The sequence below is a fragment of the Olivibacter ginsenosidimutans genome (genome assembly GCF_039542865.1).
GTDB classification, from domain to species: domain Bacteria; phylum Bacteroidota; class Bacteroidia; order Sphingobacteriales; family Sphingobacteriaceae; genus Olivibacter; species Olivibacter ginsenosidimutans.
The window spans coordinates 318,766-344,744 of record NZ_BAABIQ010000044.1; the positions used below are offsets into that span (position 1 = coordinate 318,766).

General features: G+C 40.8%; 24 protein-coding genes. 9 read left to right on the plus strand and 15 right to left on the minus strand.

All coding sequences use genetic code 11. The annotated features are described in order from the left end of the window. The first annotated feature begins 86 nt into the window (after positions 1-86). Together ABD930_RS20820 and ABD930_RS20825 are read left to right on the plus strand one after the other, a co-directional pair. The gene (locus ABD930_RS20820) at positions 87-1,925 is read left to right on the plus strand and encodes a beta-N-acetylhexosaminidase (RefSeq protein ID WP_345235031.1); all 1,839 of its coding nucleotides are present in this window, start codon (positions 87-89) and stop codon (positions 1,923-1,925) included. 117 nt (positions 1,926-2,042) lie between these two features. Continuing rightward, a complete protein-coding gene (locus tag ABD930_RS20825; protein WP_345235033.1) occupies positions 2,043-2,483 on the plus strand; it encodes a nuclear transport factor 2 family protein in 441 nt (146 codons plus the stop codon). A gap of 53 nt (positions 2,484-2,536) precedes the next feature. Here the strand turns inward: ABD930_RS20825 and ABD930_RS20830 are convergent, their stop codons facing one another. From ABD930_RS20830 to ABD930_RS20880, 11 genes are all read right to left on the minus strand, one after another. Then, positions 2,537-3,151: an alpha-ketoglutarate-dependent dioxygenase AlkB family protein gene (locus ABD930_RS20830; protein ID WP_345235035.1), complete on the minus strand. Its 615-nt coding sequence runs from the start codon at positions 3,149-3,151 to the stop codon at positions 2,537-2,539. Then, positions 3,132-3,380: an Ada metal-binding domain-containing protein gene (locus ABD930_RS20835; protein ID WP_345235037.1), complete on the minus strand. Its 249-nt coding sequence runs from the start codon at positions 3,378-3,380 to the stop codon at positions 3,132-3,134. Before ABD930_RS20835 ends, ABD930_RS20830 begins: the two co-directional genes overlap by 20 nt. A gap of 7 nt (positions 3,381-3,387) precedes the next feature. Then, on the minus strand, positions 3,388-4,125 hold the full coding sequence (locus ABD930_RS20840; RefSeq protein ID WP_345235040.1) for a 2OG-Fe(II) oxygenase: 738 nt from the start codon (positions 4,123-4,125) through the stop codon (positions 3,388-3,390). Next, the gene (locus ABD930_RS20845) at positions 4,112-4,963 is read right to left on the minus strand and encodes a methylated-DNA--[protein]-cysteine S-methyltransferase (protein WP_345235042.1); all 852 of its coding nucleotides are present in this window, start codon (positions 4,961-4,963) and stop codon (positions 4,112-4,114) included. Before ABD930_RS20845 ends, ABD930_RS20840 begins: the two co-directional genes overlap by 14 nt. 97 nt (positions 4,964-5,060) lie before the next feature. Further along, complete coding sequence (locus ABD930_RS20850) at positions 5,061-6,245, minus strand: MFS transporter (RefSeq protein WP_345235044.1); 1,185 nt, start codon at positions 6,243-6,245, stop codon at positions 5,061-5,063. Positions 6,246-6,329: 84 nt separating this feature from the next. Then, the gene (locus ABD930_RS20855) at positions 6,330-7,244 is read right to left on the minus strand and encodes a helix-turn-helix domain-containing protein (RefSeq protein ID WP_345235046.1); all 915 of its coding nucleotides are present in this window, start codon (positions 7,242-7,244) and stop codon (positions 6,330-6,332) included. A 311-nt stretch (positions 7,245-7,555) separates the two neighbouring features. After that, positions 7,556-7,741, minus strand: a complete 186-nt coding sequence (locus ABD930_RS20860) for a YtxH domain-containing protein (RefSeq protein ID WP_345235048.1) — start codon at positions 7,739-7,741, stop codon at positions 7,556-7,558. 63 nt (positions 7,742-7,804) lie between these two features. Further along, positions 7,805-8,698, minus strand: coding sequence for a cation diffusion facilitator family transporter (locus ABD930_RS20865; RefSeq protein ID WP_345235050.1), 894 nt, complete (start codon positions 8,696-8,698; stop codon positions 7,805-7,807). Positions 8,699-8,743: 45 nt separating this feature from the next. After that, the gene (locus tag ABD930_RS20870) at positions 8,744-11,866 is read right to left on the minus strand and encodes an efflux RND transporter permease subunit (RefSeq protein WP_345235052.1); all 3,123 of its coding nucleotides are present in this window, start codon (positions 11,864-11,866) and stop codon (positions 8,744-8,746) included. Positions 11,867-11,875: 9 nt separating this feature from the next. Then, positions 11,876-12,952: an efflux RND transporter periplasmic adaptor subunit gene (locus tag ABD930_RS20875; protein ID WP_345235054.1), complete on the minus strand. Its 1,077-nt coding sequence runs from the start codon at positions 12,950-12,952 to the stop codon at positions 11,876-11,878. A gap of 9 nt (positions 12,953-12,961) precedes the next feature. Beyond that, complete coding sequence (locus ABD930_RS20880; protein WP_345235056.1) at positions 12,962-14,251, minus strand: TolC family protein; 1,290 nt, start codon at positions 14,249-14,251, stop codon at positions 12,962-12,964. Positions 14,252-14,402: 151 nt separating this feature from the next. On the opposite strand from ABD930_RS20880, the gene ABD930_RS20885 reads away from it, so the two are divergent. Beyond that, the gene (locus tag ABD930_RS20885; protein ID WP_345235058.1) at positions 14,403-14,924 is read left to right on the plus strand and encodes a DinB family protein; all 522 of its coding nucleotides are present in this window, start codon (positions 14,403-14,405) and stop codon (positions 14,922-14,924) included. Between the two features lie 39 nt (positions 14,925-14,963). Here ABD930_RS20885 and ABD930_RS20890 read toward each other — a convergent pair whose 3' ends face one another. Both ABD930_RS20890 and ABD930_RS20895 read right to left on the minus strand, forming a co-directional pair. After that, positions 14,964-15,284, minus strand: a complete 321-nt coding sequence (locus ABD930_RS20890) for a magnetosome magnetite crystal formation protein family (RefSeq protein WP_345235060.1) — start codon at positions 15,282-15,284, stop codon at positions 14,964-14,966. A gap of 29 nt (positions 15,285-15,313) precedes the next feature. Next, a complete protein-coding gene (locus ABD930_RS20895; protein WP_345235062.1) occupies positions 15,314-16,561 on the minus strand; it encodes a PQQ-dependent sugar dehydrogenase in 1,248 nt (415 codons plus the stop codon). A gap of 144 nt (positions 16,562-16,705) precedes the next feature. Here ABD930_RS20895 and ABD930_RS20900 point away from each other — a divergent pair, with 144 nt between their 5' ends. The 6 genes from ABD930_RS20900 (at position 16,706) to ABD930_RS20925 (ending at position 24,495) form a co-directional block, all read left to right on the plus strand. After that, positions 16,706-17,677 carry a helix-turn-helix transcriptional regulator gene (locus ABD930_RS20900; RefSeq protein ID WP_345235064.1) on the plus strand — a complete coding sequence of 324 codons (972 nt, stop codon included), beginning with the start codon at positions 16,706-16,708 and terminating at the stop codon, positions 17,675-17,677. Positions 17,678-17,823: 146 nt separating this feature from the next. Then, positions 17,824-18,486, plus strand: a complete 663-nt coding sequence (locus ABD930_RS20905) for a PIG-L deacetylase family protein (protein WP_345235066.1) — start codon at positions 17,824-17,826, stop codon at positions 18,484-18,486. Beyond that, entirely contained in the window at positions 18,483-19,625 is a 1,143-nt protein-coding gene (locus tag ABD930_RS20910; RefSeq protein ID WP_345235068.1) for a glycosyltransferase family 4 protein, read from the plus strand. Before ABD930_RS20905 ends, ABD930_RS20910 begins: the two co-directional genes overlap by 4 nt. 2 nt (positions 19,626-19,627) lie before the next feature. After that, on the plus strand, positions 19,628-20,803 hold the full coding sequence (locus ABD930_RS20915; protein ID WP_345235070.1) for a glycoside hydrolase 100 family protein: 1,176 nt from the start codon (positions 19,628-19,630) through the stop codon (positions 20,801-20,803). 150 nt (positions 20,804-20,953) lie between these two features. Continuing rightward, positions 20,954-24,217 (plus strand): c-type cytochrome biogenesis protein CcsB, encoded by a 3,264-nt coding sequence (gene ccsB / locus ABD930_RS20920; protein WP_345235072.1) that lies wholly within the window; start codon positions 20,954-20,956, stop codon positions 24,215-24,217. Positions 24,218-24,228: 11 nt separating this feature from the next. Then, positions 24,229-24,495 (plus strand): hypothetical protein, encoded by a 267-nt coding sequence (locus ABD930_RS20925; protein ID WP_345235074.1) that lies wholly within the window; start codon positions 24,229-24,231, stop codon positions 24,493-24,495. A 40-nt stretch (positions 24,496-24,535) separates the two neighbouring features. On the opposite strand, the gene ABD930_RS20930 is transcribed toward ABD930_RS20925, so the two are convergent. Both ABD930_RS20930 and ABD930_RS20935 read right to left on the minus strand, forming a co-directional pair. Beyond that, a complete protein-coding gene (locus tag ABD930_RS20930; RefSeq protein WP_345235076.1) occupies positions 24,536-24,721 on the minus strand; it encodes a hypothetical protein in 186 nt (61 codons plus the stop codon). Continuing rightward, positions 24,711-25,976 (minus strand): PepSY-associated TM helix domain-containing protein, encoded by a 1,266-nt coding sequence (locus ABD930_RS20935; protein WP_345235078.1) that lies wholly within the window; start codon positions 25,974-25,976, stop codon positions 24,711-24,713. The genes ABD930_RS20930 and ABD930_RS20935 overlap by 11 nt, the downstream gene beginning before the upstream one ends. Positions 25,977-25,979: the final 3 nt, after the last annotated feature.

Below are 25,979 nucleotides of genomic sequence, written 5' to 3' on the forward strand. Positions count from 1 at the left end.
GAAGAAAAAAACAAACAAATTGCCGTTCGTGGGCAGAAAAATAGTAATATTAGACTACAAATCAAGAATTAATACGCTTAAATATTATGATACTCAAAAAAATCGCACTGCTTTTTAACCTACTTATTTTTGGTACACTAGCGGTTCAAGGTCAGCTACCCGAATTAACGATTATTCCCAAACCATTGGAGTCCACCGTACAGTCGGGCACCTTTAAATTAACCAAATCCGTATCTATAGTCGTTGATAAAAAACAGCCGGAGCTCTTGAAAATTGCAGAAATGCTACAAACCTATATTCAAGCTATTAGTAAACAAAACCTAACCATTAGCGACAACAAAACACCTAACAGTGTATCATCTATTCAATTGAAGTTAAGCGATCAATCGGAATCCTTGGGAAAAGAAGGTTATCGGTTACAAGTGACACCAAGTGAGGTTACTTTAGAAGCCTATCAGCCCAATGGTATGTTCTATGCGATGCAGACATTGACGCAATTGTTAACATCTGATGCCAAAGCCCTTCAGGCTGCCACGATTACCGATAAACCCCGTTTTGAATGGCGGGGTATGATGCTCGATGTAGGTAGATACTTTTACGGTATGGATTTTCTAAAAAAATACATCGACTATATGGCCATGCACAAGTTCAACACCTTTCATTGGCATTTGACTGAAGATCATGGTTGGCGCATAGAAATCAAAAAACATCCTGAATTAACACAGGTCGGTGCTTGGCGTGCAGGCACTCAATATGGTAAGAATGCCAATGAGATCGACCACAATCCCCATGGTGGATTCTATACCCAAGAGCAGGTTAAAGAACTGGTAGCCTATGCGCAAGCACGTTATATCACCATCGTTCCGGAAATTGAAATGCCCGGACATTCCTTGTCGGCACTTGCCACGTACCCTGAGCTATCCTGTACTGGCGGACCTTTTCAGATGCCTGTTGCTTGGGGTATACAGAAAGATGTTTACTGTGCGGGTAATGAAAAAACCTATCAATTTCTAGAAGATGTATTGAGCGAGGTAGCTGATCTTTTCCCCAGCCCTATTATTCATATTGGCGGAGACGAATGCCCTAAGGATCGGTGGAAGGCATGTCCGAAATGCCAAGCCAAAATACGCAGTGAACATTTAAAAGATGAACACGAGTTACAGAGTTATTTTATCAAGCGCATAGAAGATTTTCTGTTGACAAAAAACAAGCGCATCATCGGTTGGGATGAAATATTAGAAGGTGGCTTGGCTCCAAATGCAACTGTTATGTCCTGGCGTGGCATTGATGGTGGTATTGCAGCGGCTAAGCAGCACCACGATGTCGTGATGACCCCTACCGATTATCTATACTTTGACTATTATCAGGGAGAACCTTACTTAGAACCCTTAGCCATTGGCGGATTTGTACCCTTGAGCAAAGTATACAACTATGAACCGGTGCCTGAACAGCTGACGAAAGATGAGGCTCAATACATCAAGGGGGTCCAGGGTAATGTCTGGTCAGAGTTTATCCATTCGCCCGAAAGAGTAGAATATATGGCCTTCCCACGTGCTGCCGCCCTCGCTGAAATAGCCTGGTCTAGCCCTGAAAATAAGAACTGGCCAGATTTTCAACGCCGTATGGTGGCGCAGTATAAACGCTATGATCAGCTGGATATCAACTATTCTAAGAGTGCTTTTCAGGTAACGATACAAGAAAAGAAAATCGATGGTAAACAAGCAGAAGTTACCTTATCAGCAGAGAATTATCATCCCGAAATCAGGTATACAACAGATGGCACTACACCCAATAGCAATTCGGCTATTTATCAAGGCCCGTTTTCAGTAAAGATTCCCAGCAATGTGAAGGCCGTTGGTTTTGAAAATGGTCGGAAAGTAGGTGAGGCAAGTGTGCGGGCAGTGGGATTGGCAGTCACCGAATAATTCCCCCTATTTACCGAGTTCTTACAGTGGTTCGCCTAATAAGCATGGGCATACGCTGTATTTTAATCTACTTTTGAATCAACAAACAAGATTTATTAACCATTAAAATACAACGTTATGAAAACCACCGTAAATACCATCCTAACCACCATAGCAATTATAGCAAGCATCCATGTTTCCCTAGCTGCTCATCCTGAACGAGAACTCAATAGGCGTGCAGCCAACACTACACTTGATCAATACGTAGCAACGATCACCAAAGGTAACACGAACGACATTGATCAGTTATTCAGCGAATCTTTTACGCATAAAATCAATAGTAATCGTAAATTGACTACGCATAATAAAAAAGAATTGGTCGACTTCCTAAAAAACGGAAAAAATATTGAGCAAAATTGTAAAACAGCTTACACGGTTATAGAAGAAAATACCAACTATGCTCTGGCTAAAGTAGAAATGAAATACGAAAATTTTACTAAGGTAGATTACGTAAGCTTAGGACGGGAAGGCAATGAATGGAAAGTAAGTAATGTGGTGAGTACTTATCATTATGAATAAGAAGTGATTTTATCGTAAATAAACACTAAGGGCCACATTCGATGTGGCCCATTTTATTTTTCCATAATCGTACGAAAAGTCAGATTCACCCGTGGTCTTTTTACCCGTTTGGTAGGTGGAAGCCGATGTAACCAAAACGTTTGTGTCATACCTTTCATGACCAAAAGGCTGCCGTGTTCTAAGATCAGGTCAACCTTCTCTTTGGTTTGTTTATGTTTAAAGGCAAATTTACGTTCTGCACCAAAGCTTAATGATCCTATTGCTCCATCTTTCTTTAAATCAGTTTCGGCATCACTATGCCACGCCATCCCTTCTTCCCCATCGTGGTATAAATTTAACAGGCAAGAATTATAGGTCTCTCCCGTGCGCTGTTCTACTATTTTTTTCAATTCGATCAATTCTTTTGTCCAATATTGTGCTCGTTTAGTTGTTCCGGAGTAGGTATATTCGAAAGGCTTTTCTCCATACCAAGCCACTTTTCGTTTAGTGATTATTTTTTTACCATAAATAACTGCTTCATCGTTCCGCCACTCAACAGTGTATAATAGCCTATCCAAATAATGATCGGCAACTGGTTGATTCCATAGTTTTCCATAGTACCATACTACGCCATCCTTCGGCAATAGATTCTGTTGCTCATCTTCTATACTATTGAATAAATCGATCATACCATGCTTTATATTGTTTTTTCATACAGTGTCCACAGGGGCGATAACCATTCGTTATTGCTTCTTCTTCAGACGAAAAGAAAACCCGATTTTCGCGTTTCATTCGTTTACCTGAAAAACAAGACAGTTTTCCATAAATTCCCAGCTTACGGTTTCCCGCATAGCGTATCTCTTGACACCTAATCTTTCTTCTTAAGTCTGTCGCTTCAACAAACATGTGGCTTAACATAGATGAATCAACTTATCGCATCATGAAAAATGATACCCAAGGTGTAACGTTCCCCTTGGTGTACTTCACTAACGCCATGTTTCATATTTGCTCGATAGTAACCTTTTGCACCTTTAATAGGCCTGAAATTGGTGGTAAAAATTAGTGCATCACCTTTCCTTGGTGTCAGTACTATAGCCTTGGATTGCGCACGAGGAATCTGCTCCATCAGTACAAATTCACCACCAGAGAAATCTTCTTCCGGTTCAGTAAGGAATAATACGAGCTGAAGAGGAAAATAAACCGTCCCATATAAATCCTGATGTAGGGTATTGTACCCGCCTTCACCGTATTTCAACAACAGAGCAGTAGCCTGCTTCTGGTTATGGTCATGGCATTGAGCCAATAGTTCAGCATGTGAAAGTGGGAACTGCTGATCTAGATGTAAAGCCTTAAACCAAGTATTAGCAATGGGCGCCAAATACGGGTAGATCGTTGTTCGTATTTCCTCAATTAGACTGGGTAAGGGATAATTGAAGTACTTATACTCACCTAAGCCAAACCGATGACGTTCCATAATCACCGTTTTTCGATATTGCCCTTCTTGATGATAGCTGCGCTTAAGCTGTTCACACTGTTCCTTTACTAATAATCGGGGAATTAGTACAAATCCATTTTGGTGTAAGGAATTGCTGATGTTTGGCCAATCCAATGCTATAATTTTCGAACGATTCGTATGCATAGTTGTCCATTTAGTTTTCTGCATGTGTTTTTACTCCCTCCCAACCAATCATCGCTGTTTTTCTCGTAGATCCCCACATATAACCACCCACATTTCCTGACGTTTGGATAACGCGATGGCAGGGAATTAAAAATGCAACCGGATTACTTCCAATAGCTGTGCCTACTGCCCGTGAAGCGCTAGGATTACCTATTTGCTGCGCTACGGCACCATAAGTGGAAAGCCCGCCCATAGGTATCTTTAATAAACTTTCCCAAACTTTTAATTGAAAATTAGTTCCTTTTAAATGCAACTTAATCTCGGGTAATTTACTCCAATCGTGTTGAAAAATGAATAAAGCGTGTTGTTGCAACAAATCCAATTTACATTGGAAGGTAGCATTGGGAAATTTTTCTTTTAAATTCGTCAAAGCCTGTACTTCATCTTCCACAAAGGCCATATAGCAAACACCCTTAGTTGTGGAGCCCACCAATAAACTTCCAAAGGGGCTTTCAGCAAAACTGTAATTGATGGATAGATTTTCTCCTCCATTTTTATATTCTGCTGGGGTCATCCCTTCAATTGTTACAAATAGATCGTGCAAACGACTGGTACTGGACAAGCCTGTTTCATAAGCTGCGTCAAATAAAGTTACCTGATGATTTCCCCGAAGCATATTCTTTGCATATTCGACGCTAATATATTGTAGAAATTTCTTCGGACTAGTTCCTGCCCATGCTGTAAAAAGACGTTGGAAGTGTGCCGGACTTACGTGTACACGTGATGCTATTTCATCCAAACTTGGTTGTTCTTTAAAGTTCTTTTTAATATAGTCAATTGCCGCGGCAATACGTCTATAATTTAAACTGTCTTGTGTTTCCATCTTTTTGATTCTTATAACACAACAAAATTCGTAAGGATTTTGTCCTTATAAAATCCGAAACATGCGCTCTTATCGCAGAAATATGAAACATCCATCGCTATATGCGGGCTTTCCGCAATATAAGCAATAACGAACAAGTTAGAGCGGCCATGCTAAAATAGCAAATAGCCAGCGTACGTTGGTCATGCACCTGTACTAAATTTACCATTCCATAACTTAATATTGATGTAATCAAATAGGAACCACCACTGGTTATCCCACTGGAAATACCTGCATTTTCCGGAAAGCGGGTTAAGCAATATGTAAAATAGATATTATAAATAAAACCGGAGCAAAGGTGCATGATAAACACAAAGGACATGAGCAGGTAGATATTCGAAAAGAAGAAACCGACGATAAACATAAGCAAGGCGATTGCTCCCGAGGCCATGTTTCCAACCTGTAATTTTATTAAAAAAGACTTTTTTATCAAGCTCTTTGCTAATAGTCCACCCGTAAAAATCCCCAGGCCAGAAACAAGTGCACAATAACCCGTTACAATAGACGAAAAATGAAAATGTTCTTCAATGATAAACGGTGCTGTCATACCGAACATCAACACCATGCCATAACTCGCTCCTAAAACCAAAAGTCCTATTGAAAAACTGCCAGTTCCTAGAACTTGACGATAGCTTTGTACGATAGCTGATAGACTAAATGACCGACCGCCATGCATCGCTTCACCACAAAAAAACCATTCCATGGTCAACGAAACCAACGCATAAATGCCTAAGAAATAAAAATTGGATGTCCACCCCCAAAATGATTGCAAGTATCCGCCCAGAAAAGGTGCAGTAATTGGCCCTAAAGACCAGACAACCGATAATAATCCCATGTAGCTATTCAGCTTGTCACCGGTATAAATGTCTACTAAAAAGGCACGTTTTGCCACCACAATAAACGCTGTTAAGATGCCCTGCAATATACGCATGGCATAGATCAATAAGAGGTTAGGTAGTAAAGCGATTAGGAAATTACTAAGTGCAAATAACAATAAGGCACTCAAAACAATCTTATAACGCCCATAGCTATCTACGATACTTCCGGCCACAAACATGGTAATACCATAACTAATCAAAAAATAAGAAAGCGTTAACTGTATCCCAGAGGCACTTGTATGAAATACGGTCTGCATTTCAGGGAAAGATGGAATATAAATATCCGTAATTAGGCCCGATAAAGGAATTAACGTGAATGTAGAAAATGTACTTATTTTTTCAAATTTACGTTGATATAACTTCATAGTATCACTCGTTAAATAGGAGCTACAAAACTAGCAGACTGGCAGGAAGTGAAAAATAAGTAAATCAAATATTTATTAAATAAATCAAATATTGATTGTTAATAAGTCGCGATAGTCTCTAGGACTTTTACCTGTCTTCTTTTTAAAGAAATTGTTAAAATGCTGGGGATATTCGAAGCCCAATCCATAAGCGATCTCAGCAATGCGCCATTGACTGTATTGCAGCAAATCAAGCGCTTCTTGTAGTGTTCGATCTTGGATAAGCGTACTGGTGGTTTTTCCGAAGTAACTCCGTAAACTATAGTTTAAATGATTAACATGTACCTGCAGCTGATGGGCATAATCCGCAGGCGTTTTCAGCTTAAGCGGATTATCCGGAGATTCGATGGGAAATTGCCGTTCTAAAAGCGCATAGAATCGGTTCACCAAATCGCCATCTGGTTTTTCCAGGATCTTTCCATCGGCCATACGCAATTTGATAGCATGATAGGCGATCAATCTTAAAAAATCCTCTATAACCTGCTTTTTGTAAACGAAATCGCTATGATATTCGCTTAACATCCACTCAAAATATTGTGTAAATTGCTCATATTGCTCTGCTTGTAAAAACAGAAAGGAATAGGTATCGTTTCGAAACAGCTTAAATAAATTGTCTAACGCCTTTCTCAATTCATTACCCATAAACTGTTCGTTAAACAAGCAAACGTATCCTTTTTGTTCTGGCGATAAATTTTCCCAACCAAAACGGATATTGGTATTGGAAAAGAATATAGCAGGACGTTCAATCTTAATGGTACCCTTATCGGTTCGCAATAGGGCTTGCCCTTGAGTCAAACAAATTTTATAATAATCTCTGCGCGTGAAATGTAAGCTAGCATAACAATTATTACGCTTTAACACATTAAAGTGCGCCCTCATTCCATCAGAATCCTTCAAATCATCCGGTAACGCTCGGCAGGTTCTACGATAATATTCTTGTAACGTTTCCGCTTTATCCATTCATCTTAAAATTAATTAATTCAAAGATATAAAAAATAGTAGTGAATACGGAAATGGGCAGATTTTGATGAATAAGGAAGAAGCGAATTAGCCAATTAAACAACCGAATGAAATGCGTTCATGAACACCTTTGAGAATAAATACGTGCGCATAATTAGAGGTGTGCATAACTAGCCAACTAGCCCAATAAATGGAGTAAAGAGAATCCTCAGGCCAAGTAAAATTAGTAAACAATGTTAATACATTATCTACGTGATATACATAAAATAATAGAAGGGCGATTCTTTAGCTTGCGCAAGTTTTCAAAAAGATTACAATTCGTTTGTTTGAAATTCACGCGCTATACTTTCTTTAATCCGCGTAATCTTTCCCTTCCATTCAGGAGCTTTTGCTTTGACATTATCTACCATAGATTTGCCATTTTCATCTTTTTTTGTAGCCAATTTATACGCTCCGTATACGGCAGCTCCTAATAACGCTGTTTTAAACAATCCCATGTTGTATGTATTTTTTTCTCAAACAACTCAAAAACTTAAATGTTTGCAGATTTTTCAGATGGTTTATATCGGTTCAAAGAAAATATGCTTATACTGGGGATACTTGTCTTGTAAATCCCGTCGAAGATGCTGAATGGTGTCAACTACTGCTTGGCTTTCCAAACGTTCTTTAAATTTTATTTTAATGAATAAAATCACCTCATCGGGCCCCTGATACATAGACAACGGTTTATCTACGTAGCAAACGCCTTCATTCTGCATCACCAAATCAACCACTTGTTGCAATTCTACGGGCTCAAGCGCCTCACCCATCAGTAGGCTACGACTTTCCCTAACTAAAAACACGGCTACCGCCGTTAGCAGCAAACCAATCATAATAGAAGCAATACCATCCATATAAGGATTTTTCCATAACAGACTTAAGGTGATGCCAACGGTAGCCAGTAAAATACCAATCACGTCTGCTGCATCTTCAAATAAGACAACAAACGTAGATGGGTCTTTACTCTTTCTTACCGCTTTCCAGAAAGGTGTTTCACCGCGTTGCCTATTAAATTCCCGAACAGCAGTTAACAAGGAATAACCATCAAACAATAACGCCAGCCCCAATACGACATAGTTCCAAACTGGGTTTTTGATTGCTTCTGGATGTTGAAGGTGATGGTATCCTTCGTAGATTGATAAACCTCCACCCAGCGCAAAGAACAATAAAGAAACGACAAATGCCCAGAAGTAAAGTTCTTTACCGTAGCCGAATGGCCTTGCTGCATCGGGCTTTTTCCGACTATTGCGTAATCCAACCAGTAGTAGAATCTCATTGCTGGTATCCACCAACGAATGGATGCCTTCAGAAGCCATAGCTGAGCTTCCCGTACTAAAAGCCGCAATGAATTTAACGATGGCAATAGCCATGTTAGCAGCAAAAGCCGTATAGATAGGTGTCTTAGATCCAGCCATATTTTCCCTGTTGCTTGTTAACAGCTCGGGTGGCATTTAGTTTGGCTATGATTGAACAGCAGCACCTTTTTTATAGGATTGGTAAAAAAACAACGGGAAAATCAATAAAGTCAATAGGGTTCCCGTGATGAGTCCGCCAATGACGACAATAGCCAACGGTTTGGAAGTTTCCGAACCTATTCCGGTAGAAAGTGCAGCGGGTGTTAGACCAATTGCAGCCATCAACGCCGTCATGATCACCGGTCTTACCCTACTTCTTACACCGCCCATAATCGCTTGTTTAAGGTTATCACCTGTCCACTCATGACGTTTTACTCGACGCAGATTCTGCTTAAAGATCGATATGAGAATAACTCCATTTTGTATGCAAATACCAAAAAGGGCAATAAAGCCAATACCGGCAGCAATACTAAAATTAGTATTCGTAACTAATAGTGCGGCAATTCCTCCAATAATGGCAAAGGGTACATTCAGTAACACGATACCGGCATCTTTTATATTACCAAATAGTGCAAACAAAATGACAAAAATAATCAACAAACTAAGCGGAATTACTTCTTGTAGGCGTCGTGTAGCCCTTTGCTGGTTTTCGAAGTCGCCAGCCCACTGCATGTCATACCCTTTATCAAGTTTCACCATCTCACGAACCTTTTGCTGTGCCTCTTTTACGGCGCTCCCCATGTCTCGTCCCCTTACGGAGAATTTAACGGCGCTGTACTTTCGGTTATCGTCTCGAAAAATTAAGCTAGCTCCTGTAAGCCGTCGAATGGTTGCTATATTTTTTATGGGTACTTTTGCTCCCCTTAAGGTAGGCACCATTAAATTGCTAATCGCTTCAGCGTTATCCCGATAACCTTCCTCATAACGTAAACGTAATTGAAACTTACGTTCGCCCTCATATATCCATGAAATCGCTTTTCCGCCTATTGCCATTTCGATAATTGCATTAGCGTCTGCAGTTGTTACACCATATAAAGCCATCTTTGACGCGTCTAGATCGATACGAAGTTCCGGTTGTCCAATATTTCGAATGACGCCAAGATCTTCGATACCGTGAATAGGCTTCATAACTGCATAAACTTCATTCGCTTTTTGTTCTGTAACAGCCAAACTATCCCCATAGATTTTCACCACCAAAGATCCCTTAACGCCAGAGACAGCCTCTTCTACATTATCCATTATTGGTTGAGAAAAATTAAGGTCAATGCCGGGAAACATACCAAGTTTTTGTTGCATTTGTGCAATAAGTTCTTCCTTGGTCAGTCTGCTTTTCCACATTGATCGTGGATAAATATCAACATGAAATTCAATGTTATAAAATCCAGTAGCATCAGTTCCATCATTAGGTCTTCCCGTTTGTGACAGTACCTGCCTGACTTCTGGGAATTCACTAATGATACGCCTCATTTTATTGGCCACATGCATAGATTCATTTAAGGAAATACTGAGTGGACAAGTGGCTCGAATATAAATTGCACCCTCGTCCAGTTCGGGCAAAAATTCTGTACCAAGAAATCTAAAGGAAAACAGGCCGATCGCTACCACGATTCCCGTAGCTAGTAAAGCCAACCGCTTAAAGCGATATATTCGGGCAAATAGCTTCATAACGCCATTGGTAAGTGCTTCAACAAAACGGTTCCGCTTTTCTTGTACATTTTTCCTTAATAATAAACTGGCCAGCACCGGAACAAGAGTAAGGGTTAAAATGAGTGCACCCAAAAGTGCGAAACCCAATGTCCAAGCCAAAGGGGAAAACATTTTACCTTCAACTTTTTGAAAAGCAAAGATGGGTAATAAGGCGGCGATGATAATTAATTTGGAAAAGAAGATCGCTTTTCCTAACTCACCGCCCGTCTGTTTAATCAGGCCCAATTTTGAGAGCTTATTAAAACAATCTGTACCTAACTGTTGCGCACGGTGATCGAGAACAACAAAAATACCTTCTACCATGACTACCGCTCCGTCAATGATGATTCCGAAATCTATCGCACCCATGGAAAGTAAATTAGCACTCATACCTCTTAACGTTAAACAGATAAAGGCAAACAAGAGGGCTAAGGGTATAATTAAGGCAACAATTAAGGTCGTACGCCAATCGGCCATGAACAGTAAAACAATCACCGTTACCAATACAATACCTTCTACCATGTTGTGCAATACGGTATGGGTAGCAAACCCAATTAAATCGTTCCGATTGTAAAAGGTATTAATCTTCACATCAGAAGGTAATACTTTATCGTTAAGGTAATCAATTTTTTCTTGCACCTTTTGGATCACCTCACTGGGATTTTCTCCTTTACGCATGACAACAATACCTTCCACCGCATCGTGTTGACGATCTCTTCCTACTTGTCCTAAGCGGGGCAAACTGGAGACGCTAACATTGGCCACATCTTTCACTAAAATGGGTGTTCCATTAATATTGGTCACAATAATATTCCCAATTTCTTCTTCATCATTCAATAAACCGATTCCACGCACCACATATGCCTGCGCATTGTCGACAATGACGTCTCCACCAACATTGATGTTACTCTTTGATGCAGCTTCGTAAATATCCAGTGGACTAATATCATAGGAAGCTAATTTTTGTGGGTTTACTTTTATTTCAAAGGTTTTCACCTCACCGCCAAAACTTACGATATCTCCTACACCCGGTACGCCCAAAAGCTGCCGTTCGATTACCCAATCTTGCACGGTTTTTAGTTCCTCAACCGTTTTCGTTTTACTGCTCAACGTATACCGAAAGATTTCGCCCGTTGGACCAGTAGGTGGTTGGATATCAGGGTCGGCATTTTCAGGCAATTCGACGTTATGTAGCATATTATTAACCTGCTGACGTGCAAAAGCGTCATCCACATCATCATCAAATATTATTTTTACCACGGAAAGTCCAAAAACGGTTGTCGAACGCACGGAAGTTTTCTTTTGTACCGGGTTCATGGCTACTTCAATCGGGATAGAGACAAACTTCTCTACTTCCTCCGCGCTGCGTCCAGGCCATTGGGTAATGATGGTAATTTGGGTATTCGTGACGTCTGGAAATGCTTCTATGGGAATATGCTTAAAGGCTAAAACACCCCAGATCAAGAGTAAGAGTGTTGCAAAAAAAACAAACAGTTTATTTTTTAACGAAAAAGCGATAAGGTGTTTAATGACTTTAGACATGTTTTGAACTTATTTTGAACTTAAAGCCTCGTAAAGAAACACTTGTTCGTTAACGACCACCTCATCATGTAAAGACAGGCCTTGAACATAGGCTTTATCCGCCGATCGGTTGAGAAGCTCAATAGCTTGTATTTTTAATTGGTTTTGTTGGCGTACAATGACATAATAGCGACTATTTTCCATAATAAGCGCTCGACTAGGGATAGTCAACGCTTTGCCCATTGGTGCTTGTGCCACCTTCATAGTAACAAACATTTCCGGTTTTAGCTCATTATTAGGATTTCCCAAGCTTACCCTTACCTGCATCGTGCGTGTTGCCGGATCAAGTACATGATAAATTCGGTCAATCTTTCCAACATAATTCTTCTTTGGATTAGCCAGGGTATTCATAACGACAGAATCGCCTAACTGAATATGATTAATGTCAGCCTCATAAACGTTAGCGATCACCCAAACCTCAGTCAAATCCGCAATGGTAAAGAGATTAATAGCGTTATCCTGTCTAATCTCTGAGTTATTGGTTACATTTTTTTCCAGGAGGAATCCACTAATAGGTGCTTTTAGCCAATATGTCGCCTTATCTCCACCTGTTATAGCAGCTACTTGCTCTGTACGGCTTACTGCTGCAAGCGCTTTTTTGTACTCCATTTCCGCTTCGACATATTCCCGTTCGGTAGCTAAACCTCCATCGAAAAGTTCTTTTTGTGCCTTTACCGATTTTTCTTTTACTGCTAAATCTGCTTTAGCTATGGCAAGCTCATTGGATGTATTGGCTACTTCCGAACTTTGCAGTACCGCTAAAACTTGACCTTTTTGCACATAGTCACCGAGAGCTACGTTTAATGAGGAGATTTTACCACTAGCCAATGCAAAAATTTTCGCTTCTTTACTTTCGTCAGGCACGATTTTTCCATTCAACTTGACATAGCCATCTTCCTTATCCAGCGACACTTTTGCCGTTTGTAGATGGCGGATGATACTATCAGAAACCGCCGATACGTCTTGCTGTTGCATGGGTTGCGAAGAAGTACAAGAGACCATAACCCATAGCAATCCTATCCATGAATATAAATACCAATTCTTCATATTATTTTATCAGTAAAAGATAGTCGTTCCAACAGCAAACTGTAGGGCTTCCAATGCTTGCATTTTTTCGTTTTGCAGTTGATTAAGTTGCACCATATTATCTTTGTAACTATCATAGAAATCGACAAACTCCAATAGGCTAATATTTTTATTTTGGAAATTGTCGGTAACGGATTGCAATAGGTGCTCCAATTGCTCCATGAAATGTGGTTCAATAGCTTGCACCAGCTTATCCGCTTGTATTGCCTTAGCATAGGCGTTTTGTACTTCGTTCTCTACCTTCTCTTGCTGTTGCTCCAGTTCGGTTTTCGCTTGGGCAATAGTTAATTTCGCTGCTTTAATATTACCTTGATTTCGATTAAAAAACGGAAGGTCAATGGCTACAGAAAGTAACGTAGCATTATCGAAAGAACTTCCACGTTTGTCAAATTCCGCGCCTATGGTCAGGTCAGGAATGGCCATGGCTTTTTGCAAAGCATAATTCTGATCACTATAGTGCTTGCTTTGCTGGGCCAATCGAAGATCCTGCCGATTAGCCATGGCCGAATCCAACAAGTCTGCCAAAGCGTACTGCCCCAGGTGGGAATCTCTTGTTGTATCTATTATGGGAATGATCCATGCCTTATTATTATGGATCAGCAGCTGCAATTCTGCATTAACGTCAAGTAATTGCCCCTGCAAACTAGTATATTCGGCTTTCCGCGCATATAGCATCGTTTTGATCCGCGCGGCATCTTTAAGCGTAACCACTCCTTTTGCCAATAGCTGTTGGTAAGTACTATGAAGCCGTTCCAGGTTATTGATTTGCCGTACATATCCTGCAAGGGTATGCTGCAAAAAGTAAGATTGGTAAAAGTCGCTTCTAAGCGAAAAACGCAGGCTCCTTAACAAGTCGAAAAATCGGCTTTCCTCCATCATCACATCGGTTTCGGCCAATGCCACTTCTTTATTCCGTTTTCCGGCTAAACGGATCAATTGCTGAATATCGACTACATATTGACCAGTACCTTTTCCGGTATCAAAGAAGCGTCTATTCTCTGGATTGTAAGCGTTTAACGTAAATTGAAGCGTCGGATTATTAAATAATTTTGCCTGAATAACGGATGCCTTTGCCAGATCAATATGGTATTGCTGCGCTAACAGAGACAAATTCTGCGCAATAAAAAGTTGTTCTGCCTGAGCTAGGGATAAGCGTAGGCTATCTTGTGCCAAGGCATTAAAATGGCTTGTTAGCAGCAATCCCATAATCCCAATATAGCGAGCAAAACATATATTGTTTACGTTAACTAAACTCTCCATAGTACATCTGTAATCCGTGCAAAACTACCGAGGTAAGATTAGAGGTTCATTTAAGGCAGATTAGAAAAAGATTAAAAGGGAGGGGAGAATAACCGATGCGAAAAAAACAATAACTTTATACCCTAATGCTAAATCGTTAAAAAGCATACTGATGGATAAAAACCAAACATTAGAAGTGTGGATGCGTGGGCCCGTTGAAGACGTGCCCCCTTTACTACAGCCCGTGGCACATGCCTTAATGCAAGTATCGGAAGACCTTTCCCATTATACTGTTGGTTTACAGGAGCAGCTCTTATGGGTGAAACCTCTTGGAATGGCATCCGTGGGTTTTCATCTCCAACATATTGTTGGCGTTATTGACCGAATGTTCGCCTATGCAGCCAATCAATTGCTTTCAGAAGAGCAATTCGCTTACCTTGCTAATGAAGGGAAACCTCATGCTTCCCTTACCTTACGCGAATTGATAAAAGCGGTAGCGCAAAAAACGGCATGGGCAGTAAACCAACTCCGTACCATTAATGAAAGCCAATTAACGGAAATACGATATTTAGGTAGAAAACGCATTCCAACCACTTATATAGGCCTGTTGTTCCATGCCGCTGAACATAGCCAGCGGCATGTGGGACAATTGCTGGTAACCATAAAGGTTGTCCTGGCGCCTAATGCTTTTTAATTGTATAAAACGATGCACCGAACTGTGGAACGGTTTACACTATAAATTTCCAAATTTTCCCTCTATGAATTTCCCAATAAAAGGAATCGGCTTTAACACTTCCTGAGCAGCATAAATAATTCCGAAAATGGCCAACACCAACGGCACCATAAATAAAAAGCTTAATAAACTTAAAAAAGGAATGACCGTAAATACGATTTGTAAGGCTGCCGACCATAAAAAAGAAAATATAAATACACCAAGGGCCTGCTCCAAATGATATTTGGCCAATGCCGATCGATTATCTCGATATAAAATATAGGCTACTATCCATCCAATAATAGTAACATAAGCAATAATGGCAATTGTTCTACTGTTCATTATACCAATTCCTACGCTATTTTCTTTCCTTATTTTTTAGCAATCCGATACATTTTTCCACCATCAGTAGCGGCATAAAGTGCTCCATCCTTCCCCATGGCAAGTGCACGGAAGCGCTCTCCCTTATCCTGCAATAGACGCTCTTCGCCGATTACTTTACCATCTTTAATAATTAAACGAGCGATATGCATACTGCTTAAGCCTGCTACAAAAAGATTGTTTTTCCATTCCGGAATCATATCACCATCGTAAAACGTGATATCGCCGGGAGAGATTACCGGATCCCAATAATAGACTGGCTGCTCCATACCAACCAAAGTTTGTGTACCATGACCAACTTTCTCGCCACTATATTCGATACCATACGTAATTACCGGCCAGCCATAATTTCTGCCAGCATGAATAATATTGATCTCATCCCCTCCCCGAGGTCCAAATTCTGCTTCCCATAATTCGCCTGTTTCCGGATTCCAAGCTAAGCCATCTGGATTCCGAAGGCCATAAGCATAAACTTCGGGGCGTGCTTTAGATTTATTTGCAAACGGGCCACCGGGAACCGCATCTCCGTCGGGTGTGATATGTATAATTTTTCCTAGAGAAGAGTTCAAATCCTGTGCTTGGTCTCGAATCTCTTTAGCTGAACGCTCTCCTGTACTAACCAATAAATTTCCTGCTTTATCAAATAAAATCCGTGATCCATATTGAAGATTTCCGCTGAAAGCTGGTGTAGCCCGGTATATCACTAAAGCATCTTCAACTTTACTTTCATCTGTCGACAATTTCCCTTTAGCCACCGATAACAATGTTCCTTCGGCTCGTTTCTCAGAAAATGTCCAATATAATACACGATTATTACTAAAATCCGGATCAATATTAACATCTAATAGACCACCCTGACCGTCCGAGACTACCGCCGGTAAGCCTGTGATCTGCTTTTTTGATCGACCATCTGCCGAAACAATGCACATAGTGCCTTTATTTTGCGTTAACAAAAAACGGCCATCCGGTAGCGGACAAATTGCCCATGGATTTTCCAAAGTACTGTCAATTACGGTAATCGCTAACGGCGTTTCCGTTTTTGCGCCTGGTGCACGTGTTTGTCCCGGAAAAGCAGGTTTGTAGTTTGTATTGGGTTTCTGGGTTTCTACTGGTGGAAGTGCGTTGCTATCCGGTTGAGCGTTGTTATTGGATGAATTTCCAGCACTGTTATTACAGGCAGTTAATGCGTACAATAACAAAACACTGAGCAAAAATACTTTTTGATGGGTACGAATCATATTAGACGAATTAATTAGGTGAATAAAACAACCTACTAAAAGTACAATTTTTTCATCAATTAGTTTTAAAAAAGAAAGGAGCATCACCATTCAAGCTAACCTAAATTATTTATACTTGTACCTGTAATTAAAGCACCGCACCTTATGATCGCTCACGATAGTCCCAAACGGTTTGATCGGATTGTTGCCATTTTCATTCAACTACAATCCAAACGCGTGATTAAAGCTCAGGAATTGGCTGAGCGCTTTGGCGTTAGCTTACGCACCATTTACCGCGACATTAAAACATTGGAAGCTTCTGGCGTACCCATTTATAGCGAAGCTGGTATAGGCTACTCCTTGATAGATGGTTACCGTCTGCCACCGGTTATGTTTACCCAAGAGGAAGCAACTAGTTTTGTAGCTGCTGAGAAATTGATGCAAAAATTCACCGATAAAACCATTCGTGAACATTTTGCTTCTGCCATGTACAAGGTTCGCGCCGTATTACGTAACCACGATAAGGATTGGGTGGCGGATATTGAATCAAAGGTCATTGTAAAACCAACACAGAAAAAATTTAATGACGATGTGCCACATGCATTAAGCACCTTATTCGAAAGCATCGCCCGCAGAACACAGGTAGACTTGCTGTATGAAGCATTGGAAGCGAACCAACCTACTGCTCGAACCATAGAACCCGTAGGTGTATTTCATCAAGAAAATTTTTGGTACGTTATTGCTTATTGTCATCTGAGAAATGACTATCGCCAATTTCGGATCGATCGGATCAAGCAAATCAGGCAGACCGAAACACCGTTTTCGCTTAAGCATCAACCGCTGGATTTTTATTTGCAAAACAAGGAACAGAAACCTACAACAAGGGTTAGAATAAGAGTCAATGCTATAATTGCAAAATATTTAAAGTGGGAGCGCCATTATCACGGTTTTGTAAAGGAAGAGCGTATACAAGATCAAGTAGAGTTAACTTTTGAGGTCCAGGATTTACAACACGGCTTTGCACGATGGTATATCATGTTTGGCGACAAGGCCGAAATTTTAGAACCACCACAGCTCAAAGTACATGTCAAAGAATTGTTAGAGCAACAACTCCAACAATTAACCGATAACAAATGACGTTTTCTTATCTTTCCTAAAACTTTGGTGGTTTAATTCCCAAAGTCCTTAAGTATACGTACCCCTTGTGGGCTGATTACATGTTGTACTGTTTGCGTAACAGTTTTGATAAAAACAAATGCAATTCGGTAAAGGTTTATATGCCAATGAACATTGGCATAATAAACGAGGCAGAACACATCAAAACTGTTGCCGTGATTGTAGCTCATCCAGATGATGAAACCTTATGGGCTGGGGGAATGCTCTTAAGCTACACGTCATGGGACGTTTTTATTCTTTCCCTTTGCAGAGGAAGTGATCCAGATCGAGCTCCCAAGTTTCTTAGGGCCTTAGCTCACTTTAATGCCGATGGTGCTATGGGCGATTTGGACGATGCAACCGCACAGCAAGCATTAACCGAAGGAGAAGTGGAAGATACCATCCTTACGCTATTACCAGCCAAAGCTTATGATCTTATCATTACCCATAATCCCAATGGCGAATATACACGACATTTACGTCATGAAGAAGTTAGCCAAGCGGTCATTAATCTATGGTACGTAGGGAAAATAAAAACGAAGGAACTTTGGACTTTCGCCTATGAAGATGGCGGGAAAAAATACCTTCCGCAGCCCCGATTAAATGCAACCGCCTATTTTAAACTTCCCAGAAAAACATGGGAAAGCAAAAATTGGATCATCAATACGATCTACGGGTTTAGTACTGACAGCTGGGAGGCCCAAACTACCCCTAAAGCGGAAGCTTTTTGGAAATTCAACCGCCCAGAACGTGCAAAAGATTGGCTAATTCAAGGAGGTAGAGAAAAATGAAAGTGTTAGTCCTCTATGATTATCCGCCAGCCCCTGGAGGTTTGGCAACACAAGGGGATCTACTTTATAGAGGGCTTCTGGAAATTGGCATTGACGTCTTTCCCGTCCATGTAGCATCTGCTATAGAAAAAGAATGGTATTACCGTTGGTTTAAGCCTGACATTGTGGTCGGTGTAGGTTATTGGGGGCATACGCCCGATGTAATACTTCATCCACAACAATATGGTATTAGAGCCGTTCCCTGGTTAGTAGCCGATGGTTTTATTGCCAACTACCAAAAGGTGCTCAATAAGCTACCTTTATTATTGGTCACTTCCCATTGGGTAAAAGAAATGTATATACGCGATGGCATTAGCGAAGACATCATTGAAGTGCTCCCTGTTGGATGCGATACCGAACTTTTTTCGCCTCGTGCCCAAACAGACAATAAGGTAAACACTATCCGTGAAGCATTTAACGTCTTGCCTACAGACCTTTTGTTACTTACCATTGGTGGTGATGCTGCTTCAAAAGGAGCACAAGAAGTGATGCGTGCCCTTGCACAAATTGATCATCAAGTACCTAGCTGGAAATACATTTGTAAAGTGTGGCCTCAGCCCAGAACGACGATACAAAATGCTGCCGACCTTCAACTGGCTAAAACACTGGGGATAGATCATAAAATAGGCTATACTACTGCCATAACATCTAGGGAATTTACGGCTCACTTAATTAACGCCTGTGATATTTATGCCGCCCCTTCCAGATTAGAAGGCTTTGGTATGCCACAAATAGAAGCAGGAGCCTGTGAAAAACCGGTTATTGGCATTAATGCCATGGGCTTATTAGACACGATTATCCATGGAAAAACAGGACTTTTGGCTCGTGTAGATCAAAAAATAGTAAAAACAGAACTAACTTTAGGTACCGAATCGGGTTTTAAAAAGAAGAAAAAAATAGTTTTTGATCCGCCACGTACCGTCGACTATGGAGCTAGCGTAAACGATATTGCCCATTTTTTATTGGACTTGATGACCAATGCTGAGCAACGAAGGCGTTTGGGGCAAGCCGCCCGACAACATGTCGTAGCAAGGTTCGATTATCGGCAGGTAGCACGGCAATTTGTTCAAATCATCCAAAATAAATTTGAAATTAACTAAAGATGAAGACAATACAAAGCATCGAACAGGCTAAAGAGGCTGCTTTGAATGTGTTGCTACATAATAGAAAAGGACCATTCCACAGCCTGCCAAGAACTGCCGGATGGGGATATCCAGAACCGTACACTCGTGATCTACTATTATCCCTTTTTGGAATTAGTGTCACAGGCAACAAGGTACTTATCAAAAGCATGGAAACGGTGTTGAAAACACTGGCAAAAAACCAATCTCAACACGGCCATATTCCTTCGCTGGTACACGACCGGGAAGACAGAGGGTCAAGCGATTCTACCCCTCTTTTCTTAATCGGTATAGGTTTAATGCGCGATCTTACGGGAAAAAAGGATTTCCTGGCAACTGCCGCAAAAAAAGCCATGACTTGGATGGATTACCAAAGTCCATCAGATGATGTCATTGTAGCGCAACAACCGACCAGCGACTGGCGTGATGAACAATGGGTTTTAGGTTACGGACTTTTTGTCAATACCTTGGTGTATACCTATCTCCGACATTTTGGCCAGATAGAAAAAGCCACCCAGTTATGTAAGGAAATGAGACATTTCACCATTACTGGCCATGTGCAGCATCAGCATGTACACGAAGGATTTCAATTAAAAGACAAACCTTATTACGCGTTATGGTCATATAAGGTTTTAAGCAATGAGCGTTTTGATCTTTTAGGCAATAGCCTCGCCATTCTCAGTGGCATCGCTTCCAAAGCCAGAGCAAAAAAAATTATTGAATGGGTAGAGCAAGAATGCCAAGCGATGCAAGCGAAAGGATCATTAGCCGTCGACTTACCGCCTAACTTCTTTCCTTTTACCCAATCTACTGACCCCGATTGGCAGGCTAGAGAAGCTATTTATAATAATCCTGGGGATTACCATAACGGTGGCATCTGGCCTTTTATTTGTAGTTTTTATATAGCTGCCTTGGTGGCGGCTGAAAAATTCAAGCTCGCCGAACATAAACTGATGCTTCTCACGAAACTCATTAAGCAGGCTAACAATCAAGCCTTAGCTTATGGATTCAACGAATGGAATAAAGCGCAAACGGGAAAACCAATGGGCCAAAATTGGCAAACTTGGTCGGCTTCCATGTATCTATATGCCGCTTATTGTGTACAGCAAAAACATACCCCATTTTTTGATAAGGTACGTCAAAAACATCTTGCATAAACCCCTTTTTTGACACTAATATTATAAATCTAAGCGCTCCCCTAATCTTGAAATGGGGATATTTGCAGCGGTTAAAACGAAGGATGTTTCTCCACGCTGTTTGCTGAAAGAGATTTTAGCATGAACGGCTCTCCTGTAGACAAGCACAGCATGAATACCCTAAAAAAAATTCTTTTTTCTACCCGAACAATGGGTTTCCTATTATTACTATATGCTTTGGCTATGGCTGTCGCCACTTTTGTAGAAAATGACTATGGTACTCCTGTGGCAAAGGCCTTAATCTACAATAGTTGGTGGTTTGAAGGTATTATGCTGCTCCTCATATTAAATTTCATAGGCAATATTAAACGATATCAACTGTATAGACGCCCAAAATGGCCATTACTGATTTTTCATCTTTCTTTCGTATTATTATTTCTGGGAGGTGCTATAACACGCTATATCAGTTTTGAAGGGTCTATGCACATTCGAGAGGGCGAAACAAGCAATGAAATTGTGTCTGACGCTTCCTTTTTTAAGGTACAAATCTCCAATGGTGAAGAAGCATTAGCTTACGATGATGTACCCGCCATGTTAACGTCTGATCAAGTTCCTTTTTATCTTAAACCGTTTAAGAAAAGCTATGCTGCTACTTATAATTTCATGGGAAAGCATCTAAACCTGCGGATATTAAATTTTATGGCAAGAGCGCAAGACTCTTTGGTAACGACAAGCGGGGGAAGCCCTGTATTACATCTGGTAACCTTAGAAAACGGTAGCCGTACCAACAAATATATCACTTCTGGTACAGTGCAATTGGTGCAAAATATGCTGGTGAGCTTTAATAAAGAGACAGAAGGTGCACTAAACTTTTCCGATCAAACGGGGGCATTGACTATATCTTCCCCTTTTGATGGTAATTATATGATTATGGCCACTCAAACGCGGGAAGCTTTAACGGGTTCAAGCGAAAAACAGCCGTTCCATCTCAGAAGTTTATATACCATTGGAAACCTAGCCTTTGTGGTTCCTCAGGCACCGCAGCCTGGAAAAATCATTTATTATGAAGGAGATAAACGCACACATGAACATGATGCTGATCGATTGACACTCGAATTAATGACCGACAATGCTCGTGACACGGTTTCATTCTATGGAGGCAAAGGAATCACCAGCTTTCAACATCAATCGCAAATTGACGGACTCTTGGTATCAATTGGCTATGGTTCAAAAATATATAATACACCTTTTGAATTAAAATTAAACAAATTTAAATTGGAGAAATATCCAGGAAGTGATAGTCCTGCTGCGTATTCTTCCGATATTGGCATCCTTGATGGCCCTTCAGAACAACCCTACACCATTTACATGAATCATGTTCTCGATCATAAAGGTTATCGTTTTTTTCAATCGAGTTTTGACCCTGATGAAAAGGGCACTGTCCTTTCGGTAAACCACGACTACTGGGGCACCACCATTACCTACATAGGCTATACGTTACTCTTTTTAGGGATGTTCCTCACCTTATTCTGGAAAGGAACCCGCTTTTCTAAATTAAACCAACAATTGAAACAACTTGCTAAACAAAAAGCATGGCTATTGGCGCTCTTGTGCTTACCATTTAATACAAGCTTTGCGCAACAGATCGATACCCATGGGCCTTCAGAAGGAAATCAATTGCTCAAAGAACAGGCTATTCCAGACACCAGTCACGGCCATGCACACGATTCGGGCGAAATACAAATGCCCAATACACTAGCTGCAAAAGACGGTGCATCTTTTGCCCAATCGGTTACCATCGACAAAGAGCATGCAGCACGTTTTGGGTCGCTACTAGTACAAAACTTTGATGGACGTATTGAACCAGTTAACACCTTGGCCTTGGAGATTTTACGAAAGTTATACCACAAAGATCATTTCTTTCAATTGGATGCCAACCAATTTTTGCTTTCCGTCTCTACGCAACCTTTTGCTTGGGCACAGGTACCGTTAATCAAAGTAGGCGCTAAAGGCGGACCAGAATTGTTAAAACGAACTAAAGCTGATGCCGATGGCTATACAACCTTACTAAACTTAATACAGTTTGGTACAGATGAACAAGCACACTTTATATTGGATGCTGAGTATCAGCAAGCCTTTGCCAAGAAACCAGCCGAACAAAATAACTACGATAAGGAGCTCATTGAATTGAACGATAAACTGCAGGTCATGCAATACCTGATTAGCGGTCAATATTTACGCGTAATCCCTATTCCCGGTGATCCTAACCATACATGGGAAGCTTGGAGCAATGCCCATGCTCAACATGCGGCTGACAACAATAATCCTTTTGCCAATTATCTAAAAGCCGCCGTGTATGCCGAATCATCTGGTAATTGGAAGGAAGCCGATCAGCGTTTGCAACAAGTTAAAGATGTACAAGTCAAAGAAGCGAAGTCTATTATTCCTTCTGAGGCAAAAATTAATTGGGAAATACGGTACAATTCATGGAACATTTTCTTTAAATTGATGATATGCTATGCTTTAGTAGGTACCCTCATTCTGATACTCGCTTTTGTAAAGCTATTCCAAGAAAGCAAACTACTCAATCGCGTTATATTCGTTTTATTAGGTTTTGTTGCACTTGCGGCGCTACTTCAAGCTGTCGGCTTAGGCGTACGCTGGTACATTTCCGGACATGAACCTTGGAGTAATGGTTACGAGGCCGTTATGTTCATTAGTTGGATTGGCTTAATTTCAGGCTTGTTGTTATACCGCAACAGCAATGCTTTTATTCCTGCCGCAGGTTGCTTAATTGCGGTTATTTTAATGGGCTTTGCCCATGGAGGATCGCAGATGAATCCTCAGATCACACCTTTAGTGCCTGTACTGAAATCATATTGGTTAATGATTCATGTAGCCATTATCACGTCCAGTTACGGTTTCTTTGGTTTAAGTGCATTAATTGGTATGGTGGCGCTCCTTTTACACATCATTAACCATCAGAAAATAGCGAAAAAAGTGGCTGCTTCATTAAACGAATTAACCATCGTGAATGAAATGTCTTTAACCGTAGGACTATTCTTACTCACCGTAGGTACCTTTTTAGGCGGGATATGGGCTAATGAAAGCTGGGGAAGATACTGGAGCTGGGATCCCAAAGAAACATGGGCGTTTATATCCGTTATCATATACGCCTTTGTACTTCACGTTAGGCTCATACCTAAATTAAATGGAAAATTCTTATTCAATCTATTGTCTTTACTCAGTTTTTCGAGCGTTATCATGACCTACTTCGGCGTAAACTATTATTTATCTGGTCTGCATTCCTATGCTAAAGGTGATCCCGTTCCGGTACCAGGCTGGGTATACCTCACGGTATCTATTATTTTAATCGTAGCTTTGGCTTCCTATTGGCGTTACAGACAAATGAAAAATAATAAAACATTCAGGTAAAGAGCAAGTTCATGATGGTTCTGAAAAGACATTTCCTAATCTATATTTTTACCCTTCTCTCCTTCCTTTCCTGCGAGATTAGTGATATAACACCCGAAAACTATTGGCCCAAACCGGGAGACCGCTTAGACCGTGTAGAAAGCTTCTGGGGTGCACCTGATGATCGCGATTCCTATTATGATGGAGATCTTTTCGTTATAACCTATTATTACTATGACGAAGGTGTGTATATTGATTTTATCGATAATATTGTTGATCTCGTTGGAACATTAGAATAAACGGCGAAACCCTATCTTTCCGTTCATAAGGTACCTTCCATTAGGCCTTTCTATTTGCTTTAGCGATGTAATAAACAAGCACCAGCACTAAGCTACTTAGTAACAACCAGGATAAAGCATCCCAGAGACCGTCGCCAATGAGTGCGGCCAGCAATCCTACTAAGGTAGCGAGTGCCAATAAAATGGGTATTCCCCAAAGTCGTAAAAACGGTGTTTTAAAATTCATGGTTCAATTCTTCTTGTACTAAAACAGGCGACTTATTATCCAATCGAGCCAGTTGTGCCTTACTTGCCTTTAAACGCGATACCCAAAGGTATAAACCAGTAATTAAGATGGCTATGGTAATAATATCCAGTAAAGCCCAAACCATCTTTAAAGGTAAACCACCATAATCGCCAAAATGTAAAGGTTCGGATAAAAACAAGGCATTTACATACCAAGGCATTTTGCGCATATCCGTCAATTTTCCGGTTTTAGCATCAACCAAAGCAGGCATTAATAATCGGGATGTTAATGGCGTGTTGCCCTTCATAAAAACAGCATAATGGTGTTTACTCGTAAACATGGTACCCGGCATGGCGATAATCCGTAAGCCCATATGCGGTGCGGCTTTTACCGCAGTCTTTGTAGCTAGCTCCAACGAATACAACGAATCGGGATGAAGGGGCTTTGCATCACTGTAGGGTGCTGTCATTTCCGCCAGCTGCCCTTGCTGCCATAAGCCTAACACCACGTCCGACAGCGTATTAATAACCCCTGTAAAGCCGACTACGAAGGTCCAAAACAATGCTACAATTCCCAATAAATTATGCATATCAAGCCATTTTAAGCGGCGTGATTTTTCATTTCTGATCATTCCGAAATCGTACTTCTTCATGATTGGCCCATAGAGCACTACCCCGGAAATAATAGCAATGATAAACAGTATGCCCATTAAACCAAGAAATAACTTTCCACCAATACCTAAAAAGAGATCTGTGTGCAATTGCAACATGATATGCATAAAGCCTTCATCTACTTTCAGTTGCTCTTCAAGCTCTCCCGTATACGCATTCATCTGCAAGATTTTATAATTTTCTGGAGGGGCTGTCAGCGAATCCGACAAACTCAAGTAAACGACCGAAGGGTCCTCATCATCCCAAAATACGAAACGTGTTACCTTGTTAGGTTGTGCCTTTTTGCCGTTGGCCAATACCACGTCAAGGGATGCTTGCTCTGTCTGGCCATTGGGATTCATTTCTTCCTTTTTGGTTTTAGACAGATCATCAATCTCTTCGTGGAATACCAATGGTAAACCCGTTACGCATAAAAGCAATAAAAATAGCGTACAGATTAAGCTGGTCCATTTATGCCACCAAACCAACGTTTTGCACTTTTTAATGTTGCCATAATTGTTTTCTTTGAATAATGAGGACATCTGAAAGTCGTCATCGACTGGCCGACCCATGTCATCTCGACCGTAGTGGAGAGATCTGTTCACGGA

What these genes read in the sequence shown, in the direction of transcription:
- ABD930_RS20820 (WP_345235031.1), top strand. Translation starts at nt 87, where the DNA reads ATGATACTCAAAAAAATCGCACTGCTTTTTAACCTACTTATTTTTGGT.
- ABD930_RS20825 (WP_345235033.1), top strand. Translation starts at nt 2,043, where the DNA reads ATGAAAACCACCGTAAATACCATCCTAACCACCATAGCAATTATAGCA.
- ABD930_RS20830 (WP_345235035.1), bottom strand. Translation starts at nt 3,151, where the DNA reads ATGATCGATTTATTCAATAGTATAGAAGATGAGCAACAGAATCTATTG.
- ABD930_RS20835 (WP_345235037.1), bottom strand. Translation starts at nt 3,380, where the DNA reads ATGTTAAGCCACATGTTTGTTGAAGCGACAGACTTAAGAAGAAAGATT.
- ABD930_RS20840 (WP_345235040.1), bottom strand. Translation starts at nt 4,125, where the DNA reads ATGCAGAAAACTAAATGGACAACTATGCATACGAATCGTTCGAAAATT.
- ABD930_RS20845 (WP_345235042.1), bottom strand. Translation starts at nt 4,963, where the DNA reads ATGGAAACACAAGACAGTTTAAATTATAGACGTATTGCCGCGGCAATT.
- ABD930_RS20850 (WP_345235044.1), bottom strand. Translation starts at nt 6,245, where the DNA reads ATGAAGTTATATCAACGTAAATTTGAAAAAATAAGTACATTTTCTACA.
- ABD930_RS20855 (WP_345235046.1), bottom strand. Translation starts at nt 7,244, where the DNA reads ATGGATAAAGCGGAAACGTTACAAGAATATTATCGTAGAACCTGCCGA.
- ABD930_RS20860 (WP_345235048.1), bottom strand. Translation starts at nt 7,741, where the DNA reads ATGGGATTGTTTAAAACAGCGTTATTAGGAGCTGCCGTATACGGAGCG.
- ABD930_RS20865 (WP_345235050.1), bottom strand. Translation starts at nt 8,698, where the DNA reads ATGGCTGGATCTAAGACACCTATCTATACGGCTTTTGCTGCTAACATG.
- ABD930_RS20870 (WP_345235052.1), bottom strand. Translation starts at nt 11,866, where the DNA reads ATGTCTAAAGTCATTAAACACCTTATCGCTTTTTCGTTAAAAAATAAA.
- ABD930_RS20875 (WP_345235054.1), bottom strand. Translation starts at nt 12,952, where the DNA reads ATGAAGAATTGGTATTTATATTCATGGATAGGATTGCTATGGGTTATG.
- ABD930_RS20880 (WP_345235056.1), bottom strand. Translation starts at nt 14,251, where the DNA reads ATGGAGAGTTTAGTTAACGTAAACAATATATGTTTTGCTCGCTATATT.
- ABD930_RS20885 (WP_345235058.1), top strand. Translation starts at nt 14,403, where the DNA reads ATGGATAAAAACCAAACATTAGAAGTGTGGATGCGTGGGCCCGTTGAA.
- ABD930_RS20890 (WP_345235060.1), bottom strand. Translation starts at nt 15,284, where the DNA reads ATGAACAGTAGAACAATTGCCATTATTGCTTATGTTACTATTATTGGA.
- ABD930_RS20895 (WP_345235062.1), bottom strand. Translation starts at nt 16,561, where the DNA reads ATGATTCGTACCCATCAAAAAGTATTTTTGCTCAGTGTTTTGTTATTG.
- ABD930_RS20900 (WP_345235064.1), top strand. Translation starts at nt 16,706, where the DNA reads ATGATCGCTCACGATAGTCCCAAACGGTTTGATCGGATTGTTGCCATT.
- ABD930_RS20905 (WP_345235066.1), top strand. Translation starts at nt 17,824, where the DNA reads ATGAACATTGGCATAATAAACGAGGCAGAACACATCAAAACTGTTGCC.
- ABD930_RS20910 (WP_345235068.1), top strand. Translation starts at nt 18,483, where the DNA reads ATGAAAGTGTTAGTCCTCTATGATTATCCGCCAGCCCCTGGAGGTTTG.
- ABD930_RS20915 (WP_345235070.1), top strand. Translation starts at nt 19,628, where the DNA reads ATGAAGACAATACAAAGCATCGAACAGGCTAAAGAGGCTGCTTTGAAT.
- ccsB (WP_345235072.1), top strand. Translation starts at nt 20,954, where the DNA reads ATGAATACCCTAAAAAAAATTCTTTTTTCTACCCGAACAATGGGTTTC.
- ABD930_RS20925 (WP_345235074.1), top strand. Translation starts at nt 24,229, where the DNA reads ATGATGGTTCTGAAAAGACATTTCCTAATCTATATTTTTACCCTTCTC.
- ABD930_RS20930 (WP_345235076.1), bottom strand. Translation starts at nt 24,721, where the DNA reads ATGAATTTTAAAACACCGTTTTTACGACTTTGGGGAATACCCATTTTA.